This window comes from Fibrobacter sp. UWB15 (assembly GCF_900177705.1).
Classification (GTDB): Bacteria; Fibrobacterota; Fibrobacteria; order Fibrobacterales; family Fibrobacteraceae; genus Fibrobacter.
Window position 1 is genome coordinate 15424 of the sequence record NZ_FXBA01000009.1, and the last position, 20332, is coordinate 35755.

General features: G+C 49.1%; 18 protein-coding genes and 1 tRNA gene. 14 read left to right on the forward strand and 5 right to left on the reverse strand.

Annotated features, from left to right (window positions below; translation table 11 throughout):
• Positions 1-1344, forward strand: a complete 1344-nt coding sequence (locus B9Y58_RS11730) for an O-antigen polymerase (RefSeq protein ID WP_083532334.1) — start codon at positions 1-3, stop codon at positions 1342-1344.
• On the opposite strand, the gene B9Y58_RS11735 is transcribed toward B9Y58_RS11730, so the two are convergent.
• A complete protein-coding gene (locus tag B9Y58_RS11735) occupies positions 1285-2517 on the reverse strand; it encodes an oligosaccharide flippase family protein (RefSeq protein ID WP_073057049.1) in 1233 nt (410 codons plus the stop codon). The two genes, B9Y58_RS11730 and B9Y58_RS11735, sit on opposite strands and share 60 nt — an antisense overlap.
• On the reverse strand, positions 2490-3482 hold the full coding sequence (locus tag B9Y58_RS11740) for an acyltransferase family protein (protein WP_073057052.1): 993 nt from the start codon (positions 3480-3482) through the stop codon (positions 2490-2492). The genes B9Y58_RS11735 and B9Y58_RS11740 overlap by 28 nt, the downstream gene beginning before the upstream one ends.
• 107 nt (positions 3483-3589) lie before the next feature.
• On the opposite strand from B9Y58_RS11740, the gene B9Y58_RS11745 reads away from it, so the two are divergent.
• The 5 genes from B9Y58_RS11745 (at position 3590) to B9Y58_RS11765 (ending at position 7378) form a co-directional block, all read left to right on the forward strand.
• Positions 3590-3669: transfer RNA gene (locus B9Y58_RS11745), tRNA-Leu, on the forward strand.
• 38 nt (positions 3670-3707) lie between these two features.
• The gene (gene tig, locus B9Y58_RS11750) at positions 3708-4967 is read left to right on the forward strand and encodes a trigger factor (RefSeq protein ID WP_073057055.1); all 1260 of its coding nucleotides are present in this window, start codon (positions 3708-3710) and stop codon (positions 4965-4967) included.
• A gap of 12 nt (positions 4968-4979) precedes the next feature.
• Positions 4980-5570: an ATP-dependent Clp protease proteolytic subunit gene (locus tag B9Y58_RS11755; RefSeq protein ID WP_073057056.1), complete on the forward strand. Its 591-nt coding sequence runs from the start codon at positions 4980-4982 to the stop codon at positions 5568-5570.
• A complete protein-coding gene (clpX, locus tag B9Y58_RS11760) occupies positions 5570-6853 on the forward strand; it encodes an ATP-dependent Clp protease ATP-binding subunit ClpX (protein WP_073057059.1) in 1284 nt (427 codons plus the stop codon). The genes B9Y58_RS11755 and clpX overlap by 1 nt, the downstream gene beginning before the upstream one ends.
• Positions 6854-6889: 36 nt before the next feature.
• A complete protein-coding gene (locus tag B9Y58_RS11765; RefSeq protein ID WP_073057062.1) occupies positions 6890-7378 on the forward strand; it encodes a hypothetical protein in 489 nt (162 codons plus the stop codon).
• A 6-nt stretch (positions 7379-7384) separates the two neighbouring features.
• On the opposite strand, the gene B9Y58_RS11770 is transcribed toward B9Y58_RS11765, so the two are convergent.
• Entirely contained in the window at positions 7385-8386 is a 1002-nt protein-coding gene (locus B9Y58_RS11770) for a hypothetical protein (RefSeq protein ID WP_233247952.1), read from the reverse strand.
• 73 nt (positions 8387-8459) lie between these two features.
• On the opposite strand from B9Y58_RS11770, the gene B9Y58_RS11775 reads away from it, so the two are divergent.
• The gene (locus tag B9Y58_RS11775) at positions 8460-9815 is read left to right on the forward strand and encodes a sodium:solute symporter family protein (protein WP_073057065.1); all 1356 of its coding nucleotides are present in this window, start codon (positions 8460-8462) and stop codon (positions 9813-9815) included.
• Here the strand turns inward: B9Y58_RS11775 and B9Y58_RS11780 are convergent.
• Positions 9812-10390 (reverse strand): M48 family metalloprotease, encoded by a 579-nt coding sequence (locus B9Y58_RS11780; RefSeq protein WP_073057068.1) that lies wholly within the window; start codon positions 10388-10390, stop codon positions 9812-9814. The two genes, B9Y58_RS11775 and B9Y58_RS11780, sit on opposite strands and share 4 nt — an antisense overlap.
• A 5-nt stretch (positions 10391-10395) precedes the next feature.
• Positions 10396-12273 carry a DUF4954 family protein gene (locus B9Y58_RS11785; RefSeq protein WP_073057071.1) on the reverse strand — a complete coding sequence of 626 codons (1878 nt, stop codon included), beginning with the start codon at positions 12271-12273 and terminating at the stop codon, positions 10396-10398.
• A gap of 28 nt (positions 12274-12301) precedes the next feature.
• On the opposite strand from B9Y58_RS11785, the gene B9Y58_RS11790 reads away from it, so the two are divergent.
• From B9Y58_RS11790 to B9Y58_RS11820, 7 genes are all read left to right on the forward strand, one after another.
• Positions 12302-12754, forward strand: a complete 453-nt coding sequence (locus B9Y58_RS11790) for a hypothetical protein (RefSeq protein WP_073057074.1) — start codon at positions 12302-12304, stop codon at positions 12752-12754.
• Between the two features lie 2 nt (positions 12755-12756).
• On the forward strand, positions 12757-13962 hold the full coding sequence (locus tag B9Y58_RS11795) for a glycosyltransferase (protein WP_073057077.1): 1206 nt from the start codon (positions 12757-12759) through the stop codon (positions 13960-13962).
• Positions 13963-14192: 230 nt separating this feature from the next.
• Entirely contained in the window at positions 14193-15134 is a 942-nt protein-coding gene (locus B9Y58_RS11800; protein ID WP_073057080.1) for a hypothetical protein, read from the forward strand.
• A gap of 7 nt (positions 15135-15141) precedes the next feature.
• A complete protein-coding gene (locus B9Y58_RS14770) occupies positions 15142-17631 on the forward strand; it encodes an alpha/beta hydrolase (protein ID WP_073057085.1) in 2490 nt (829 codons plus the stop codon).
• 96 nt (positions 17632-17727) lie between these two features.
• Positions 17728-18654 carry a hypothetical protein gene (locus B9Y58_RS11810; RefSeq protein ID WP_143154701.1) on the forward strand — a complete coding sequence of 309 codons (927 nt, stop codon included), beginning with the start codon at positions 17728-17730 and terminating at the stop codon, positions 18652-18654.
• 20 nt (positions 18655-18674) lie between these two features.
• A complete protein-coding gene (locus tag B9Y58_RS14775; RefSeq protein WP_073057090.1) occupies positions 18675-19418 on the forward strand; it encodes an esterase/lipase family protein in 744 nt (247 codons plus the stop codon).
• The gene (locus tag B9Y58_RS11820; RefSeq protein ID WP_073057093.1) at positions 19415-20311 is read left to right on the forward strand and encodes a hypothetical protein; all 897 of its coding nucleotides are present in this window, start codon (positions 19415-19417) and stop codon (positions 20309-20311) included. The genes B9Y58_RS14775 and B9Y58_RS11820 overlap by 4 nt, the downstream gene beginning before the upstream one ends.
• Positions 20312-20332: the final 21 nt, after the last annotated feature.

The window sequence follows — 20332 nt, forward strand, 5'->3', positions numbered from 1 at the left end:
GTGTTTTCGTGGGTGATAGAATATCCGGTCAGCGCCGCCCTTTTTCTGGTAGTCATTTTTTGCCTATTCCAGTCTTGGTGGTTCAAGAAGGATTTCTTCAGTCCGCTCAATGTCTATTGCTTTGCGCAGTGCATTACCCTCGCTATCTCTTATTTGCAGATAAACAGGGCGATGAGTGACTTTAAGCTTTATACCTGGGGCGTGTGGCTCCTGGGATTCTTGTCGTTTGCAAGCGGCTGTATTATCGCAAGGCTTCATGCGAAGTCGAAGGCGTTGCCGGTCAACGTCGCCCAGCCAGTAGCCCCGAAACGCTACAACTGGACGGTTCACCTGGTACTTTCGTTTGGCGTATTCTGCTTGTTCCTTGTGGGCGTTTACGGCGTATTCTCGGTGGTGGGCAACCTGATCATATTTACGGATAGCCCGGCCAAGTGGATGACGAAGGATATCAACTACGGCTATTACGCTCTTTTGTTCAATAGCGGTCCGTTGTGTGTCCTGCTTTTTGGTGTGGCGGCATTTAAAAAGTTCAACAACGTGCAGTGGGTGCGCCGTGTGGCCGTTGTCATGGTGTTTGTAACGATTGCCATAAACCTGATGACGTACCCGAACAGAACGACTCTGTTTTTCAATGTCGGTTTCTTCTTGATTTTTGTGAACTACCTGTACAAGCGGATTTCGCCGATTGTCATTGCGGCGCTTCTGGTGGTTGCCATCGCGGTTTTCGTATCGATCGGTAGCCTTCGTGACCAGTACGGTGGCGGCTCTGCCGAAGGCAAGGCGATGGATGTGGTTCTGGAACTGCCTTACAAGTACCTGGCGAACAATTACTGGAATTTGGATTATGCCCTGAACCCGCCGAATGATCGCGAAATCCATCCGCATACATACGGAATCGATTTCTTTAACGGCATTTTCGAATATGCGAAACTCACGGGTTCATTCAGGAACAGTTTTCACTGGGACGATTCCTTCAACAATAAGATCCAGAAAGTGGAGGGGTTCAATACGGTGAACTACCTTTGGGAAGTTTACAAGGATTTCCACCTGTTCGGAGTGTTCCTGTTTCCGCTCTTGTGCGGGATCGGCCTCACGGTACTTCATTTGCGCTTATGTAGACCCTTTACCCCGCGGCAGATTCTGATGTATACCTATTTCATCTACTTTGTGGGATGGTGGTTCTTTACGGCGGGTTACAAGCAGGGCATTTTCTGCATCTGGGGTGCGGTGATTTATTTTGTTTCTACCGTGTGTATGTGGCAAAAGCGCGGCACGGAAAAAGAATTACCAGCGGAACCTGCGGTTTCTGACAAAGTAAGCGAGCAGGAACAGGCTCAGGCATAAATCGCCCGAAAGCGTGAGGGCCGGGATGTAGGGCGCCTTGAGCAGGCTTGCGCCACCGATACAGACTGCAATATTTATCACGCCGCCAATGGTAATCATGGTGCCGTAGAGCCATGTGCGTTTTTCCTTGAGCAAGGTCGAAATCATTCCCATGCGTGTCGCTTGCAGAATCAGGGAGCAGGCGAGAATGCGCAGGCAGTAACAGCTGGTTTCAAGGACGTCGGGTGTCCAAGGGGCGGCAAAGAAAATAATCCGGAGCGTGTATTGCGGAAACAGCCAGAAGGGTGTCGTTGCTGCGGCGATGAAAAGTGTGAATACGGCTTGGTCGCGCAAGTGGAGGACGCGTGTATCGGTTTGGTGGAGCGTTATGAGGCTCGACGAAATGAAATGTACCATGAGCCCCGAGGCGAGAATGACAAGCTTGTGCGAGAAGTTATAGGCACCCAGGAATTCGGGTGTCGTAAAGTGTGCGACCGTATAAAGGCCTACGGGCAGGTAGGCAAAGCTTGCGATACTCGAAAGTGCGTAGGGACATGCCGACTTGAACATGAGCTTGAAGAATTGTACGGTATGCAAGCCGATACGGAAGATCTTCAAGGTGAATGCCTGGCCGACGCCGAAACCGAAGGCGGGCAGAGCCGCGATGACCATGGCAAGCGCAATCAATGGAATAGAATCGAGTTTGAGTACCCAGAGGGCGATCCCCATGACGGTGCAGTAGGACAGCGTATGGAGAACTTTGGAAATCAGGAGTTTTTTCCAGAAGTTGCCGCAAATGAAGTACCAGTCAAAGAAAGCGTGCTGGAAGAGTAACCCAAGTGCAAGAACCAGTTCGCCTTCGAAGACATCGCTCCCTCTTCGGACGGTGAATGCGAAGACGACCATGGCGATGGCCGCTACGGTTGTCATGAAGAGCCTGAGTTGCAAAACATTGGTGAACAGGGCTCCGCTAGTGGCGCGCTTGCCGAAAAAGGCGAGAATCAGCGTTGCCATTCCAAAATCGGCGAGGGCGCAGAAGATGGTGTAGTCGCTTTGCAAGATTCCGAAGGAACCGAATTTGACAATTCCCAAATTGTTTGCGATAAGGTTCTGGACAAGGACAGAAACGCCCTGGATGAGGACATTGACCAGAGATATGAAAACGCCTATCTTGATGTTTCTGAGTGCTTGCATGATTTGAGGTGCTTTTGAATAAAGACGGTGAGGGGGAGGATGATGACGCAAGCGATGGTATAGAGCGCAATCTTTAATTCTGTGGAGGCGTCGGGCAAGACTCTTTTGACAACAATCGATACGCACACGATGACGAGCCAGTGCCAAACGTAATAGGTCATGGAATCTTTACCGATGAGCTGCAACCTTGTTTTTTCGAGTAGGCGGATTCTGGCGATATGGTCGAGAATAACGATGCCTGCAAGGGAGGCCGGGAGCCATAAGAAATACGAACCGCCAGAGACATGGTGGAGATGCATGTCCACTTGTGGGTTGTTGACGGCATAGATGGCGATGAATGTTACGATGGAGGCAATCAGGAATGGAAGTTTGAATTGCTTGTCTTTTAAGAAATGTCCAGCGGCAAGGAAAAATAGACCTGCAGAGATGTTTCCGAAATAATGGGGCAGGTCCAAGGGTGCGTACAAGAAGGCGCCGGCGGCAAGGAGGCCTATGATGGCGATGATGTAGTCGGGCAGTTTCTTGAAAAGAATGTTGAAAATGATTCTTGCGAAGAAAAGGCTGAACAGGAACCAAAGCGGCGGGTTACTTTCGAGGGCGCCGCCCATAAGGAGGTCGTGTAAGTTTTCTCGAATAAAGCCTGCGGTCGTAAAGCCTTCGTGACTCATTTTGGCGGCGTATTCGAGGCAGGCGCCGAAGAACGAAAATAAGGCAAAAGGAATCAGGAGCCTTTTTGCCGAGGCCTTGAATTCGACGAGAATCGGTTTTTCGCGAAAGAACATTCCGGCCTTGAAGAAGAACCAGGGCATCATGAAAAATATCAGGCTGCACCAAAAAGTGTACAGGGATTGTTGCCCTTGCCATAGTCCCGCATGTTGCGTGATGTGGCCGAATACCATATGGATAATCAGAAAACCGCAGGCGATATCGGGGTAGAGTTGTCTTTTGGTCGGTGTGATTTCCATGACTAAAAATTAGCATCTTTCTTTTACAAAATCGCCCTTCGTAACGATAAATAAGGTGAATGGAGATATCGGTAATTGAAAAATTTTGTATCTTTGGGTGCAAAATCGCGAGAGTGGCGGAATTGGCAGACGCACCAGACTTAGGATCTGGCACTTCGGTGTGAGGGTTCGACTCCCTCCTCTCGCATGTTTTTCAATACTTTTTAACCGACTCTCGGAGTTCATATGAGCGTAGAAATCAAAGAAACAAGCGCAACCGTGCGCACCCTCGAAATCACCATCCCGCAGGCAGACCTCACTGCTCCCTTCGAAAAGAAGCTGGGCCAGTACAAGAAGCAGGTCTCCATGAAGGGTTTCCGTCAGGGCATGGTGCCGAAGGCAATGATCCTGAAGCAGTTTGGCGGCGCTATCCGTCAGGAAGCCGTGGACGAAGTCGTGAACAAGCTCGTTCAGGACGCTCTCAAGAACGCAAACATTATCCCCGTCGGCCAGATGAAGGTCGTTGATTTCAAGGATGACAAGGAAAACGACATCGCACTTAAGGTGGAAGTCGAAATGGATCCGGAAATCGACATCAAGGGCTATGCCGATACGGGTGTCACCGTTCCGGAAACGGCTGTGCACGAAGAAGAAGTCAAGGAAGAATATGACCGCTTGATCCAGATGTGGAGCAAGGACGAACATGTGGACCGCGCTGCCGCCAAGGGTGACGTGGTCGTTGGTAACTACCTCGAAGTGGTGATCGACGGCGAAAAGCAGGAACTCCCGGAAAACAAGGAATTCCGTAGCTTGCTCGGCCAGTCCGCTTCTCCGGGATTCGACGAAGGCCTCACCGGTGCAACCGCTGGCGAAGTGAAGGAAATCAACTTCAAGTACCCGGATGACCACAAGGACGAACGCTATCGCGGCAAGACTGCCCAGTTCAAGGTGGAAATCACCGACGTGCGCGAAATTGTTCCGCCGACCATGGACGAAGAATTCTGCAAGCAGATCGGCGTGAAGGACGTCGAGGAACTCAAGCAGAACCTCGCCGAAGGCCTCGCTAACCAGAAGCAGGATGCCGCAAAGAACAAGGCTATCAACGAAGCTATCGACAAGATTATCGAAGCTAACCCGTTCGAAGTGCCGAAGGCTCGCGTTTACGACCTCATCAAGTGGACCTTGAACCGTAATGCCCAGAGCGAAAAGGACGTGGTGGAACCGACCGAAGAACAGCTGAACGGTCTCACTCCGGAAGCTATCCGCGAAATCAAGAAGCACCGCATTCTCGACTTCGTTGCTACCAAGGAAAAGATCAAGCCGGCTCAGGCTGACGTTGATGCTCGCCTGAAGCAGATGGCCGACGCTTACCACGTGGACTTCGAAACCCTCAAGGGTCACTTCCGTCAGTCCGGCCGTATCAACCAGCTCCGCGACGAACTCCGCGTTCAGATGGCTGCCGACTTCATCGTTGGTATCCGCCCGGCTGCTGAAGAAAACAAGTAAGAGGTATACTGAATGATCATCCCTACCGTCATTGAGACCACCGGACGCGGTGAACGCGCTTACGATATCTATTCCCGTCTCCTTAAGGAACGCATTATCTTCTTGGGCACTCCGATTAACGACGAAGTGGCGAACAACGTCATGGCCCAGTTGATTTTCCTTGAATACGAGAATCCGGAAAAGGATATCACGCTGTACATCAACAGCCCGGGTGGTTACGTGTCGGCAGGCTTGGCTATTTACGACACCATGCAGCATGTTCGCCCGAACATTGCGACCATCTGCATTGGTAACTGCGCCTCGATGGCTGCAGTGTTGCTTGCGGCAGGTACCAAGGGCAAGCGCTATGCGCTCCCGCATTCCCGCATTATGCTTCACCAGCCGTCGGGTGCTGCTACCGGTCAGTCGACCGATATCCAGATTACCGCAAAAGAAATCGTGCGCACCAAGGAAACCCTGGCCGAAATCGTTGCCAAGCATACTGGCAAGTCCATTGACGAAGTCCGCGAAAAGACCGACCGCGATTTCTATATGGGCCCCGAAGAAGCGAAGGCCTTCGGTGTCATCGATGAAATCTTTGTTCCGCGTAAAGAGGGCGTTTAATGTATCGTAGCGGGAAAAATCACCCGACGGTTACTTGCAGTTTCTGCGGCAAGCCTGCAGAACGCGTCGAGAAGATGATTACGGGCGCAGGCGTGCAGATTTGTAGCGACTGCGTTGCGATGTGTCACCGCATTATCGAAGAAGACCGCGTGCGCGCCAAGCAGGAATCTGCGGCTGCCGAGGCTTCTTCCAAGCCGCTCCCGCTACCTACTGAAATCAAGGCCCACCTGGACGAATACGTGATCGGCCAGGACCAGGCGAAGACCGCGCTTTCCGTGGCGGTGTACAACCACTACAAGCGCCTGCGTTACAAGCAGACCCACCCCGATGCGCAGGAAGTAGAAAAGTCCAACTTGTTGTTGGTGGGTCCGACCGGTTCGGGTAAGACGCTCTTGGCCCAGACTATGGCGCGTTTCTTGGATGTGCCCTTTACCATTGCCGATGCGACCGTGCTGACTGAAGCCGGTTACGTGGGCGAAGACGTGGACAGCATCATTGTGCGCCTGTTGCAGGCTGCCGATTACGATGTGGCCCGCGCCGAACGTGGTATCATCTTTATCGACGAAATCGATAAAATTGCCCGCAAGACGGCGAACCCCTCCATTACTCGCGACGTGAGTGGCGAAGGCGTGCAGCAGGGGCTTTTGAAGCTTTTGGAAGGTACGGTGGCTGCCGTGCCGCCGAAGGGTGGCCGCAAGCACCCCGAGCAGCCGCTGGTGCAGGTGAATACCAAGAACATTCTGTTCATTTGCGGTGGTGCTTTCGAGACGCTCGACAAGATTATTTCTCGCCGCGTGAATACGGGCGGCATGGGCTTTGGTGCCGACATCCGCAGCGCCGAAGAAAATTCCCTGACAGAACTCTTCAAGCTCCTGGAACCCGATGACCTGATCCAGTTCGGTCTGATTCCTGAAATCGTGGGCCGCTTGCCCGTGGCTGTTGCGCTCGAAGAACTCGACGAAGCTGCGCTCCTGAATATTCTGACCCAGCCGAAGAATGCCCTTGTCAAACAGTACAAGAGCCTGTTCGAAATGGACGGTATCGAGCTCAAGTTCGAAGACGACGCCCTCAAGGAAATCGTCCATGAAACGATGGCCCGCAAGACAGGTGCTCGCGGCCTCCGTTCCGTGATGGAAAAGACCTTGCAGAAGGCGATGTTTGAAATGCCGGGCTCCGGCAACAAGCAGTTCGTGGTGACTGCAGAAATTGTGAAGAGCGGCTTGCAGGCTCCTTCGGAGAAGAAGCCGGAATCTGCCAAGAAAAGCCGCAAGAAGGCGTCTTAAAACGAAAGAATTCGTTATCAATAGCTGGCTTACACAATGTCAGAATTAAATCGTGAATCCATGGTGGAATTCTTCGGCGAAGAAGAATTCAAGAAGTTGTGCAATCATGAGGCGGGACACGCCCTGATTGCGTATCTGTTCAAGCGCCCGCTGGAATACGTGAAGATGGACATGTCCAAGGAACGTCCGGGCATTACCCACATTGCCGGCAGCGAGCTGGAGGGCGATGCCCATATCGCTATGGCGGGGCATTTGGCGGAATTCCTGATGCGCAAGGATTTTGCCTGCGATCTGGATACGGTCATGAAGGAATTGCCCGCGGAACTTTACAAGAGCGATCCGGATTACCAGCGCTTCCAGGCGGCCTGCTATTACTTTCAGCTGGCGGAAACCAGTGTGGTGGAGCAGGATTTCAACATCTTGATGGCATGTCGCAAGTCCCTTTGCGGAATTGCAAATGCACTAAATGAACGGCTCTATTTGAGCCGTGGCGATATCGAAGAAATCTTGAAAGGAAATTCGTAGAATCTGCTACGATTTCTTTTTTGATGCCTTGGCGCGTTCTGCCTTTACGGTTTGTACCGCTGCCTTGAGCGCATCCTTTTTGGCCTGCTCCTCTTCCGGCGTCGGCTTTGTGTCTTCCAAAAGGCGGTCGGCCCATTCGTCCCAGAAGCGGCAGCGTTCGCCTTCGAGTTTCATCTTGGCGAATTTGACCGGTTCTGTTTCGACGGCAAGCGTCACGACCGATTCCTTGTAGGCCTGCGGAAGGCCTGCCACGTGCGCCATGCGCTGCTTGAGTTCGGCCACGGTGGCATCCAGAATATCGACTTCGAAACGGCGCTCTATGTAGCGGCGGGTAATGAACCCGAGGGCCATAAAGTAGTCGCCCTGGTTTCCTTCGGCGAGGTAATTTTTCTGGCGGAGTTCCTTGAGGGCGAGTACCGCTTCTTCGTACGGCGGCAAGCGCGGGACTGCCCCAGCCTTTGCGAATTTTTTATGCAGGAACCAGCCGAGGAACACGAGGAGCGCGACCCCCACGACAATCAGCACGATGTAGAGCCATTGCGGGAGACGCGGGTCGTCGAGCGGGTCTTCGACTTCCAGGATGTCATCTTCTTCGCCGGTGGTGCGGGTAGAAACTTTGACAGCCACGGGGTCGGTGCTTGTCTTGACGGTGTCGCTACCGACGACGGCGCTCACTTGCTGCGGGGCGATCAAAAAATCGCCGCTCACGAAGGTGTTGAGCGTCGCAAGCCAGGTGAATTTGGCGGTACCCTTGGGCATGCCCTCGGTCACCTTTTCGTTCTTCATTTCCTTGACTTCGAAACTGCCGAGATTTCCGACGAAGCTCGGCAAGTCGACGATTGCGTTTTCGGGGGCCACGACCTGGATTTCGTAATTGAACATGTCGCCCACGAACACCTGGGCGTTATCGACGTTCGCCTTGACCGACACGTCGAAGGCGAGGGCGCTTGTGGCACAAAATGCGATTGCGGTAAAAAGAATTGCGAGTGAGCTATAAATTCGAGACATATAAACCTCAGTGCAAAAGAATATACAAAATTTGTATCTTTAAGGCCGATTTTTAATGGTTTTAGGAATCCTCATGACCTACGCTTTAGTCGCTTACCTCGTTGTTCTGGTGCTTATCGCCCTGCGCAGTGCGTGGCGCGTAAAGGACATTCCCGATTTTTTCGTGGCGCGCAAGGCAGCTTCTGCGAAAGCGGTTGCAGGTAGCTTGGTGGCGACGATTCTTGGCGGGTCGGCCGTGATTGGCGCCGTGGATAGCGGCGCAAAACTCGGCGGGGCCGCGAGCTGGTTTATGCTGGTGGGCGCACTCGGGCTTTTGGCGTTGATTCCTTTTGCCGGACGTGCTTATAACCATGGCAAATACTCGCTACCCGACTTGGTTGAAAACCTTTACGGCAAAGGCCCGCGTGTGGTCGCGTCTGTTGTGATTCCGGTGGCGTGGACAGGCATTGTGGCCGCTCAAATTATTGCCGCGGCAAAACTGCTCATGACTTTTACTTCTATGGGGTACACGGCGGCGGCCATTGTTTCGGCAACGGTATTTACGGGCTACACGCTCGCGGGCGGTCAGCTTTCGATTTTGCGCACCGACTTTTTGCAGGCTTGCCTCATTATTTTGGGGCTTGTCCTGCTTGCAGGTTTTGCGCTGTTTGGAGGAGTGTCCGGTTCTACCGAAACTCCGGCTTCACTTTCGTCTATTTTGCAGGGGGCTCCTGAATTCCCCTTCAACCAGAGTTTCTCTCCTCTCGATTTGTTCCTGCTGATTCTTACTTATGGCACTACCTATACGGCGGGTCCCGACATTTATAGTCGTGTATTCTGCGCCAAGGACATTGTCACCGCCAGGAAGGCCATTGCCATTGCGGCATGTACGCTGATTCCTGTGGCCTTCATTATCGGATTCCTGGCCGTTTTCGGTGTGGGTCTTGAAAACGTACAAGGGGCCCGCATTACGGCCATTGCGAATGCGGTGCTTCCGCCGGCTTTGATTCCCTTATTTGCACTGGCGCTATTGAGCGTGGTTCTCAGCAGTGCCGACACCACTCTCCTGAGTAGCTCTGTCATCATTAACGGTTTTTGCCGCAAGCCCTCGCTGCTCCAGGCAAGATTCCTTATCTTTATGAACGGTATGGTCGCCCTGCTGTTTGCACTGGTGTTTACCGACATTATCGGAACCTTGCTTTTGGCTCTTGCGGTTTATGCTGGAGCGTTCACCGTTCCTGTTTTGTGGGGGCTTTGGGGCCTTAAGGCAAGGCCCAAGTTCGTGGGAGCGGCCATTATTGCAGGGGGAATCCTCGCCCTCGCCGGTAAGCTTTGCCCCGCAGGGGCGTTGGGTGCCCATACCGGGGATATTTTATTGATTGCCGCATTTGCGGTGAATGCGGTTATCCTTGCCCTCGGCCGCGAATCTCGTAGCGTTAAAGAGGCTTAAGCCGCTTTAATTTCTTTGTTCAAGATCTTTTGACTGCGTATAGCGACAGTCGGGTGTTCGCGGTAAACTACTGCGAATAATTTCGTATAGGGGATTTCGCTTTCGGCGAGGTTTCGCATGGCCGCCTTGGCGACTTTTTTGCCGAGTTTTTCGAAAGCATAGCGGTCAGCTTCGTATTCTTGGTGCCAGCAGTACAAGTGGAAAAGAGTGCGAAATGGAATCGCTGCCAGGTGTAACCAAAGGATTGAGTGTACAAGCGACATATCGTGGCTTGCAAGCAAAAAGGCGAAGAGCCACACGGCCAAAAGCAACAATGCAATTTTAGCCAGATTCCGCAAAATGCTATGGCGCAATTCCTTGTGGCCCTCTTCGTGCTTTTTCACGAATTCGTTTTCGGCCGGTTCCTTGCGGTTCTCCGGCAGCGGCACGATATCGTTCAATAGCGGAACCAGGCGCAGTACGGCAAAAATGCCGCCACGCATTTGCGTAAGTCTGCGCTCACGAATTTCAAGCACGAGCCGTGCCATGAATTCAATGGCAAGCAAAAAGGCGAGTAACAGCGTGGCAGAACTCATCGGGGCTATTCGGGCTTGGCTGTTTTGACAATGGAATTCAGCCTGCGCAGTTTTTCTTCGACGCGGGATTTTTCCCATTCGGTAAATCCCTTGTCAATCGGGTGCGCATCGTCATAGTCGTCGAAAATCTCTCGACCGCGTTCGTTGTCTTTGTCAAGTCCGTGGGTTACTCGTTCGAACCAGTCTTTTTCTAGCAGGCGGTAACGCTTGAGCAATTCGTCGAAGGTTTCGGGCAACGTGACAACGCGAATGGCATCTTTGTTGATGTCGTTTGTGGCCATGCGGCGCAGTTCCTTGACGGGTTGCGTCTGTAAGCTAGGATCGTTTACGACCAAAGTAATAATCAGTTCAAGAGCATAGCGTTCCAGGTATTCCTGGTACGTCTTGAGCGCTTGCTGGCGAATGCGTTCGCGCATAAAGTTTTCGCCGAGACCGTCAATGTGTTCCTTGGTGTAAATGTCGCGAATAGCGCTCACTTGCAGGCGTTGGTAAGCGTCGAAAACATAGCGTACGGTTTCGGGGCTAAAGATGCTGTAGAAGGTGGCTGGTACAATGCCCTTGCCGCGCAGCGAATACTTGTAGAGGTTGCGGTCAAGCGCGTAGGCGTTGTGGGCGTAGTTCCAACCGGGTACGATTTCGTTCAGGCGAGGAGCCACTCCCACCAGTTGCGGGTCACCCGGGCGAATCAGCGAGAACGGGAATTTGACGCGCTGCGGGAGCGTCGTGAGCCCGGTTGCAATCAAGGTAAATGGCGATTCACGGTAGTTCGCGGGGAACTTGATGTTTACTCCGAGACCGAAGAACATGCCTTGGCCTGGCATGACTTCTTGGTCGGGCATACGGCCAGTGTGGTTGCTGCCTACGTTGGCGCCGTAACCCAAGTTGCCGCATCCGTCGGGCCAAAGGGCCGCAATCAAAAGGGAATGATGGTGCATTTGGGTCATGGGACCCATATAGGAGCTGTTCACTTCGCCTTCTTCAATGTGGCAGCACGGTGCAATAATCGAAGACTTCACAATCGCTTTGCAGGCGACCGTAGTGCGGCTCATGAGCACGGATCCCTGTACTTCGGCACCGGTGTGAATGGTGACCGACTTTTGCACGTTTGAATTTTCGAGAATCACGGAATCGTAAACGTGGCTCGGTTCTTCAAGCGACGAAAGCACCACGGAGTTGCGGATTTTTTCGGCACCTTCGATACGGGCGTGGGCGCCGATCCAGCTGTTGCGAATGATGTTGGTGTTACAGATGACTGCGCCCTTGCCTACGATGCCAAAGGGGAATGCGGTCTCTTCGCGGTAAGCCTTGAGCTGTTCTTCGAAGGCTGCTGCGACTTCGGGGTCCGGCTTGTGAAACAGCTGGGCTTCTACGAGTTCCATGGTGATTTCGGGGAACACGGCGACTTTGCGTCCGCCCATTTCGTTACCCACGTGCATGGAATTCCCGATCATGTAGCTGATTTTTCCGCTACTGATAATGGAGCCTACGTTTTGGATAACCGCACTGCTGCGCACCAGAATGTTGCTGAGCATGGCCACCTTATGGACCAGTGCATTTTCGATAAAGCAGTTGTGCACAAGACTGTCGTAAATGCCTGTGGGGAACGACACGTCGCCCGGCAACAGGAGTGTTCCAAAGAATTTCGGCAAGTAGACTTCGCCCATGAAGGATGAACGGATAATGCGGTTCGGATCAAAGTCGGGTTCGACCATGATCTTGTCCCAGGATTCAGAGCGGTTGCCATTCTTTTCAAGAACCTGGATCTCGTCTGCGGTCAGGTGGCGGTATTTTGCGGTTCCGGACCTGATTCCCTTGAAATTTTCGACGGAGGTCGCCAAAATGCTGTTCTTGAGCACTTTTTTCAATTTTAACAATCGTTGCATGGTATAAAAATAGCCTAAATTTGAGTCGATGATGAAAGAGTTCCTCTACAATTTGATACGAAAACACAAGTATAACATCTCTATCTATACCGAAGAGATCTTTGAAAGACGTTGTCAAGAAGAAATTATCCGTAGCGATGAGGATAATAGCTCGTTTGTTTATCTCGAATTCGACTTTGAAACCCTGCGTAAGGAATTACCTGACGAAGACAAGTTCAATCAATTTTGGAAAGCTCTTTTTTCTGTATTGAATAGTGGTAGCCGTGGAAGCGATATTATCGGGTTCCTGGAACACGAATCGGGAATCGGCATGCTTTTGCTCGATTCCAAACTCGATGGCTGGTTGCGCGTGAAGGGCCGCATCGAACAGAAGGCCGATGCCGACAATAATGGAAAAATCAAGGCTATTTTGGACAAAGTTGTCAAGCCGATCCTTTACCCGGCTTGCATTCAGAACGTGCCCACGCCGGCGGCTGTGTAGTTATGGCAGAACAATCCGGCGTTCAAAAAGTTTTAGTCATCGGTTCGGTTTACCCGCGCTTTCACGAAGATGCCGAAGTTCCTTGGTTGCGTACCTCGATTGCGCACCTCAAAAAGGCGGGCCTCGATATTCAGGTTCTGGCGCCTGCGTACAAGGGGCTGAAGAGCCACGAGATCGACGGCGTCAAGGTGAACCGTTTTCGCTATGCGCCCGCCAAATGGGAATTCCTGACCCACGAAGAAGGTGCCCCGAGCAAAATGGCGAACAAGCCCTGGTTGCAGCTTTTGGCGATTCCCTATATCATCAGCGGGTTCTTCAAGTGCATTAAAATCTGCCGCAAGTTTAAGCCCGACATCATCCATGCGCATTGGCCGTTTCCGCACGCCTACATCGCGCTCGGTGCCGCTAAGTTGTTCAAAATACCGTTGGTGCTGAATTTCCACGGGGCAGAACTCCTGCTCATCCGCAAAAAGAAATGGGTCAAGCCGCTCCTTAAATTTGCCATTAGCCAGGCGCAGGCCGTGTTTGCGAATTCGAGCTTTACCGCCAGCAAAATCAAGGCGCTTCGCAATGTGGATGTTGAATGGAGTCCGTACGGAACAACTTTAGAGACGGGGACGGGGAACGCCGAACCGCATGCAATAAACGGTAAGTTCAAAATCTTGTTCGTCGGGCGCCACATTGAACGCAAGGGCATTTGCTACTTGATTGAAGCGGCCAAGTACCTGCCCCGCGACCAGTTCGAAATCCGAATCGTCGGCGTCGGCGATTTGACCGAACAGCTGAAAGAACTCGCCGCGCATGTCTCCGGTAATTCCGCCGAAATCATCTTCACCGGCAAGCTTTCGCCCGAAGCGCTCGCCAACGAATACAAGTCCGCCAACGTCTTCACGCTCCCGGCGATTGTCGACAGCAAGGGCGACACCGAAGGCCTCGGCGTCGTGCTGATTGAGGCCATGGAACTCGGCCTCCCCATTGTGGCAAGCAATGTGGGCGGAATCCCTGACGTTGTCATTGACGGCGAAACGGGAATCCTCGTTCCCGAAAAAGACCCCGAGGCCCTCGCAAACGCTTACAAGCGCCTCGCCGCCGAGCCCGAGCTCGTAAAGCAATTGCTCGTGGGTTCCCAGAAGCGCATCCACGAATGCTTCACCTGGGACGGAATCATTGACCGCCAGATTGAAGTTTACAACAAAGTCTTGAAATAATTGAATCCCATGTCAAGCTCCTTTCAAGTCGGCAAATGACTTGAATTCAACTCAAAAGAATCTGTCTCTTTCGGGATTGACAAGGCCGCTCCGCTTCAAGTCCGAATCAGACTGGTCCAAGCCACTATATTTGATTTTGAACAAAATATAAAGTATATTTATGTGAGTTTCTCGTCACGTATACCCGAGCCGTTCCTGGTTTTGGGCTAGTGGCAAAGGAGGTATCCTTTATGATGGTTGAAATTAAAAGACTACTTGTTGTTGCTTTGGCTGCGCTCGCGTGTGTAGGCATGTGGGGATGTGGGGATTGGTTTCCTGAAGATGGGGAAAGAGAGTTCTTTGGCTATTATAGTCGTCCCCATATTGTTGGGTTTATTGACGATTCTTTGGTAATTGTTGCCGATGACAAGGAATGGACCCAAGAAACTAGCGATGGGTATGCTATTGAAGGGCGTGGTCACCAGCGCCTTCGCGTCTTCAATTATAGGGTACAAGAGGCTGGTCCTAGGTGGACGGATACGTTGGATAATTTTAATGATGAATGTAATTATGCCCTGGGCCAGTTGAGTGATTCTGTTATATGGGGGGGGCAAACTTCTCTTTACACTGAAGTATGGGAAGGGCCTGTGATGACTTTTTGGAAAATAGGCGAAAAACCGAATGAACTGGAAATAGAAAAGGTTTTGGATGGTTGTAAAGTTGATTTTCGCATTAGTAGATTACGCAAATGGCTTGGCGGAACCATTCTTGCGTTGGATGAGAAATCTCTAAATGCTACTGGTGATGCTTGCCAGTACGCCGTTTTGGATACGGTGGCGCAGACGATTACGTATAAGAAACTAGACGAAAACTTGAAGTGGATTGAAAAATGTGATGACGTGAGTGCGTATAATAATGAAATTTTTTGTATTGCTTTGAAAAGAGACTCTTTGGGAATTAGTCTATGGGTGGATAATGATGAATCAGACATGATTGAACATCCAGAATGGACCAAAAGTTATATGGGAAATAGAAATTTTATTTTGTACGGAAAAATGCTCAGAATTAATGGAAACATACATTCTGTTGATTTTGAAAAGAGAAAAATTATTCGTCAGTACGAAACTTATTTGCTGTCGGCTAGCAGACCGGAATTCCAAAATGAAAGTGGTGAAATTGTAAGTTATAAATAGGGAAAATATGAAGAAAATTTTTTTGTTAAGCTTACTTTTGATGACCTTTGTCGTTGTGTCTTGGGCTGTTCCGAGACCTATGGAGAGTATTACAAACTACAATGTGATGCTTTTGCATGGAGCCTATGGCCATAAGAATGATGATGGAGAATTGCAGGGCTTTGAGGAAAATTCAAATCTTCCGCAAGCTTACGATGCGATGAATTATCTTGGCAATGCGAATATTGGCCGTTATGTTGAAAAAGTGAATGAGAAAAAACCTCGTTTGAACCAATGGCTAAGAACACGAATATTCGAGGAACCTGTATACGACAGTGCCTATGAGGCTGTACATAATTCCTGCGTATATCACTGGCGAGCATTTTCGCTTCCCCCAAATAGTTCGATTGAAAATGCGATTGAATTGGGGAACAGGACATGGAATGCGGATGGAAAGTTTGGTGGTCGCCGAGCACTTGTGGAAGAAGCTCAGGAAGTTAAAACATGGAAAGTTCCTGATTCTCTTGGACAAATGGTGGAGGGGCAGAAGGCTCTCCAAATAATTCGCCAAAATCCTGATCTATACCGTCAATTAGCCTCTCGCTATATCCTAATCGGTCATTCGATGGGCGGAGTGGTTGCTCGTGAGTACACGCAGAATAGCATCTATTATTATGGTGATGTAGATAAGATTATCACTCTAGATTCTCCACACGAGGGCACGGGTGCACTTGAGATGCAACTCAATTTGGTCAAGCATGGCTTCAATATTTCAGAAAGCGTCGTGTCAACTGCTGTGGCATGGGGTCTTTTTGCCCTAAATACTAGATATTCATTTATGTCAAAGATGGTTGGACTTGGTGCTGCCATTTGGGCTACCGTGCATGGACTTTCAAATAGCATTGCTCCGTTCATAATAGAGGGTGGTTTGCAGGATTACACGGATGAAGACCCTCTGGTTAAATATGTAAATCCAAGTGACAAACCCCAAAAAGGGAATATCTCATATTTGAAAGAAATTGAAGCAAGTGAAAATCAACCCATGTTTAGGCTAATGGGTGGCGAGAAGAGCATTACCTATTCAGATCCGTACAAGTATGTGACGACCCCATTGGGATATCTTATCCCCGAAGGAATAATACATGCTGTTGTTAATTTTGTATCCCAGTTGGACCAAAGTGATGATTTTACAAGTCTAGAAGCTTTTACCCTTGCGTCCAAAGCCGCAACGATGGGCTTTGCGGCGTCTGCCGCTGTTCATGAGCAGGGGACAAATATTGTGCCAAAAGCTTCAAGTTGGGCGGAGAATACCAAAAGTTTGAAGGATGAAGTTGCCGATGTGAAACGCTTCCATTTTGATGCTGCTCCGATTGACGATGAGGACGGATGGCGAGTGGTTAGCGCAATTACGTTGTCAACGGCTTTCGCTTGTATGGCCGTTGATGTTTCGCTATCATGGTTTGAAGGTGCCAGGATGGCAGCAAATATCGCTTTGGGTGTGGGATCGGTTGCCGCAGGGACTAATATTGCTGTATCACTAGCTTCTGAAAATTTGTTTGCAGAAATTGAGAAATCGCATAATTTGCCAATAAAATCGCATAATTTGCCAATAGATAGTGTTTATGCAAACCAAAATACCTGGCATGCGGATTATTCGAATTCGGTTTCGCCGATTGCGGGTTCCTCCGTAAACGACACGACGATAAACCCGCTGATTATGGAAGACTTCCTGTACGAGCGTCCTTTTGTGAACCTGGCGTTGAACGATACGGCGACATTGAACCAACTTCAGGGAATGTCTTCAACGGACCGTGAAAAATCAACACTAAACCTCAACTGTTATTACATTGGTTCAAAGAATGGAGTAAACTGTGCTTTGGGCTTGTTCAAATCGTCTAACGATTTGACATCTACTCATAAGAATCAATCCCTTTCGGGCTTGACAACGCCTCTCCGCTTTAAGTCCGAATCCGATTGGTCCAAGATGGGCGTGAAGGTGGACCGCTGGGAAAAAGTGGACGGCTTGCATCCGGACGGCTCTGAAAACAAGAAAGGCGTCCCCATCCGTCATGTGGAGCGTTATGAAGTCCCCGCGATTACGGTCGAAGATTGGATCGAAAAGTACTCTTTTGTCGTTGATGATTTAATGCCGCACAGGTTGCGCCAGATCCGCATGAACTTCAACTTCCAGGAAGAAATTGCATGGGAGTGCGATATAAAGAAGGATCCGCAGGCAGATGATGCATGTAATGTGTATAAACGTACTGGCGGCGGACAGTGGGATTCCGTTGTCGTGGTTGACACTGTTATGGAAAATGGGAAAAAGGTTGCGAAGCAAAGAACCCTCAAAACTGTCAAGCATCCTGTGCTGAAGAACGGTCAGTTTGACTTTAATCCCGATGATTACGGTTACTATAACAAACTTGCGCTACAAAAAGACAACCAGAATACGGTCACGATTTCGACGGTGAACAAGATAGGCCTTTCGAACACGCAGCGGTTCTACAGTATTGCTTGATTTTGTACAAAATATAAAGTATATTTATGTGAGTTTCTCGTCACATATTCCCGAGCCGTTCCTAGTTATGGACTGGTGACAAAGGAGGTCTCCTTTATGATGGTTGAAGTAAAAAAACTATTTGTTGTTGCCTTGGCTGCACTTGCTTGTGTAAGCATGTGGGGGTGCGGTGGCGATGTGGAATGGTCTAAAACATTTCCTAAATCAGCTGCTCAAGTAATTGGTTTCGTTGATGATTCCTTGGCCATTGTGTATGATTACCAGCAATGGCACCGGGATTTGGGAAGCTTTGTGCAAGATCATGGTGATGAAAGTGGTTTTGGTCATCAGAGGCTCCGTGTCTTTAACTATCGCGTTCAAGAAGATGGGCCTAGATGGTCGGATACGTTGGATAACGATGATATAGAAGATTTTAATTATGTTAAGGGACAACTTTCAGATTCTGTAATATGGGGCGGAGACCCAAAATCGGAAGTGTCGTTCTGGAAAATAGGCTCAAAGCCACACAAGATGAAAGTAAAAAAAGTGTTTGACGGATGTTCTATAGATGTTCGTTACTCCACGAAATTGCGGCCTTGGTTAGATGGGAAAATACTGGTAATGGGCAATAAATTAAATCCCGATATTGAGGGTTTTGATTTGGATAGTTTGGGAAGCGAATACTGCCAGTATGCTGTGCTGGATACGATTCGAAAAACAACTACATATAAAAGACTGGGCGACGATTTAAGATGGATTAAGAAATGTGATGATGTTAGAGCGTGGGATGATGATGTGTATTGCTTGAAATTTGATAAAGAAGAACGGACTTCTTCGTTGTTTGTAAATGATAGCTTGGGATACGTTTTGGAAAATAATTATTACTGGACTGCAGGAGCTATTTTGCAATTTCAAGGGCATATTCTCTTGTTGGAACGAGATGTTTGCATGTTAGAGAATGGAAAAATTAGGTGCTTTGCATCAGCTTCGTCTAATGGAATTTCTTTTAAGAATAGAGAAGACGATGTATACATCACATATTAGGGCTTGAAAAAGGTTAAATAATGAAACGATTAATTGCGTGTATTCTTTTGGTAGCTTTTACAGCTGTGTCTTGGGCCGTTCCTAAGCCTATGGAAAGCATTACGAATTACAATGTGATGATGATTCATGGTGCTTTAGGAGCTGATCAAGGCTTTGGTGCAGACAAATCAATTCCAGAGGCGACATATGACAGTTATCGAGGGTCTGGTCATATTGGACGATATGGCGACCACAAGGATCGTATTACTTACTGGATTAGCCGAAATATTTTTGAAGAACCTGATTGGGATAATGCTAAAGATGCTGTTCGTGCTTCTTCTATATACACATGGAGGGCGTTTACGAATCCTGCTAATAGTTCTATAAACAATGCTGTGGAACTTGGCGATAGAACTTGGAACAAATATGATAAATATGGAAAACGTCGGGCTTTGATTGAAGAAGCGCAGGAGGTGAAGGCTAAGTTTGTAGTAGATCCAAATGATACTTCGAAGGACTTGCATGGCCAAGAAGCTCTTGATTCTATGCGCAATCATCCAGATTTGTATCGCCAACTAGCTTCTCGCTATATCTTAATCGGTCACTCCATGGGCGGAGTCGTCTCTCGCGAGTATGTGCAAGGAAACTTCTACAATGGCGATGTAGACAAGATAATTACTCTAGACAGCCCGCATGAAGGGACCGGTGCACTGAATATGCAACTTGGTTTGCTATTATTTTGTAGTAAAATGCGCAGAAAAAGTTTTAAGGAGAATAGAGTATGAAAAATTTGTTGAAAAAGTCTGAAATTGAAGGATTGTTTGCGATTTTGGCGCTCGCGTTTGCGTGTGTAGGCATGTGGGGGTGCGGAGACAAGGTTTCTTTTGAATGGGGAAAATATCGCAGTGATGAATCTGTTGCTGGATTTGTTAATGATTCGCTTGTGATTGTGACGGATTGCAGACATTGGCATGAGATTACGGAAGGTTGGAATGGATCCTACAGCGAGGAAACATCTTGTGGCCATGATAGAATGTTGATATACAATTACCGAGTGCAGGAAAATGGACCTCGTTGGACAGATTCCCTTACAAACAAAAGCGGCGGCTATCGATGGTATCAATTGACTGATTCTATTATATGGCGTTGGGAAGGAAAAAACTTTCTATTATGGAAAATTGGCGAAACAGCTCATGAGATAAAATTGCTTAAAAAAAACGAAGAATGTTCGCAAACATTTGAAGTTAATCGTATGCATCAGTGGCTGGGCGATAGCTTTATTGCATTGGGTGGAAAGCTCTTTGCTGGAGGTGACAGTTGTCAATATGCAGTTTTGGATACGGTAGAGAAAACGTTAACTTATAAGCGACTGGATAAAAATTTAAAGTGGATTCAGAAGTGTGGTGATATACGGGCATGGGGTGATGATGTTTACTGTTTGAAATTTGATAAAGAAGAAAGAACTTCCTCGTTGTTTATAAATGATAGCTTGGAACACGTATTGGAAAATAATTATTCCTGGACTGCAGAAGCCGTCTTGCAATTTCAGGGGCATATTCTTTTGTTGGAACGAGATGTTTGTCTGCTAGAGAATGGAAAAATTACGTGCTTTGCATCAGCTTCGTCTAAAGGAATTTCCTTTAAAAATAAAGATAACAATGTATACATTACATATTAGGGGTTGAAAAAAAAGGATAAA

Coding starts and splice junctions, on each gene's coding strand:
- B9Y58_RS11735 (WP_073057049.1), bottom strand. CDS start 2,517: ATGCAAGCACTCAGAAACATCAAGATAGGCGTTTTCATATCTCTGGTC.
- B9Y58_RS11740 (WP_073057052.1), bottom strand. CDS start 3,482: ATGGAAATCACACCGACCAAAAGACAACTCTACCCCGATATCGCCTGC.
- tig (WP_073057055.1), top strand. CDS start 3,708: ATGAGCGTAGAAATCAAAGAAACAAGCGCAACCGTGCGCACCCTCGAA.
- B9Y58_RS11755 (WP_073057056.1), top strand. CDS start 4,980: ATGATCATCCCTACCGTCATTGAGACCACCGGACGCGGTGAACGCGCT.
- clpX (WP_073057059.1), top strand. CDS start 5,570: ATGTATCGTAGCGGGAAAAATCACCCGACGGTTACTTGCAGTTTCTGC.
- B9Y58_RS11765 (WP_073057062.1), top strand. CDS start 6,890: ATGTCAGAATTAAATCGTGAATCCATGGTGGAATTCTTCGGCGAAGAA.
- B9Y58_RS11770 (WP_233247952.1), bottom strand. CDS start 8,386: ATGTCTCGAATTTATAGCTCACTCGCAATTCTTTTTACCGCAATCGCA.
- B9Y58_RS11775 (WP_073057065.1), top strand. CDS start 8,460: ATGACCTACGCTTTAGTCGCTTACCTCGTTGTTCTGGTGCTTATCGCC.
- B9Y58_RS11780 (WP_073057068.1), bottom strand. CDS start 10,390: ATGAGTTCTGCCACGCTGTTACTCGCCTTTTTGCTTGCCATTGAATTC.
- B9Y58_RS11785 (WP_073057071.1), bottom strand. CDS start 12,273: ATGCAACGATTGTTAAAATTGAAAAAAGTGCTCAAGAACAGCATTTTG.
- B9Y58_RS11790 (WP_073057074.1), top strand. CDS start 12,302: ATGATGAAAGAGTTCCTCTACAATTTGATACGAAAACACAAGTATAAC.
- B9Y58_RS11795 (WP_073057077.1), top strand. CDS start 12,757: ATGGCAGAACAATCCGGCGTTCAAAAAGTTTTAGTCATCGGTTCGGTT.
- B9Y58_RS11800 (WP_073057080.1), top strand. CDS start 14,193: ATGATGGTTGAAATTAAAAGACTACTTGTTGTTGCTTTGGCTGCGCTC.
- B9Y58_RS14770 (WP_073057085.1), top strand. CDS start 15,142: ATGAAGAAAATTTTTTTGTTAAGCTTACTTTTGATGACCTTTGTCGTT.
- B9Y58_RS11810 (WP_143154701.1), top strand. CDS start 17,728: ATGATGGTTGAAGTAAAAAAACTATTTGTTGTTGCCTTGGCTGCACTT.
- B9Y58_RS14775 (WP_073057090.1), top strand. CDS start 18,675: ATGAAACGATTAATTGCGTGTATTCTTTTGGTAGCTTTTACAGCTGTG.
- B9Y58_RS11820 (WP_073057093.1), top strand. CDS start 19,415: ATGAAAAATTTGTTGAAAAAGTCTGAAATTGAAGGATTGTTTGCGATT.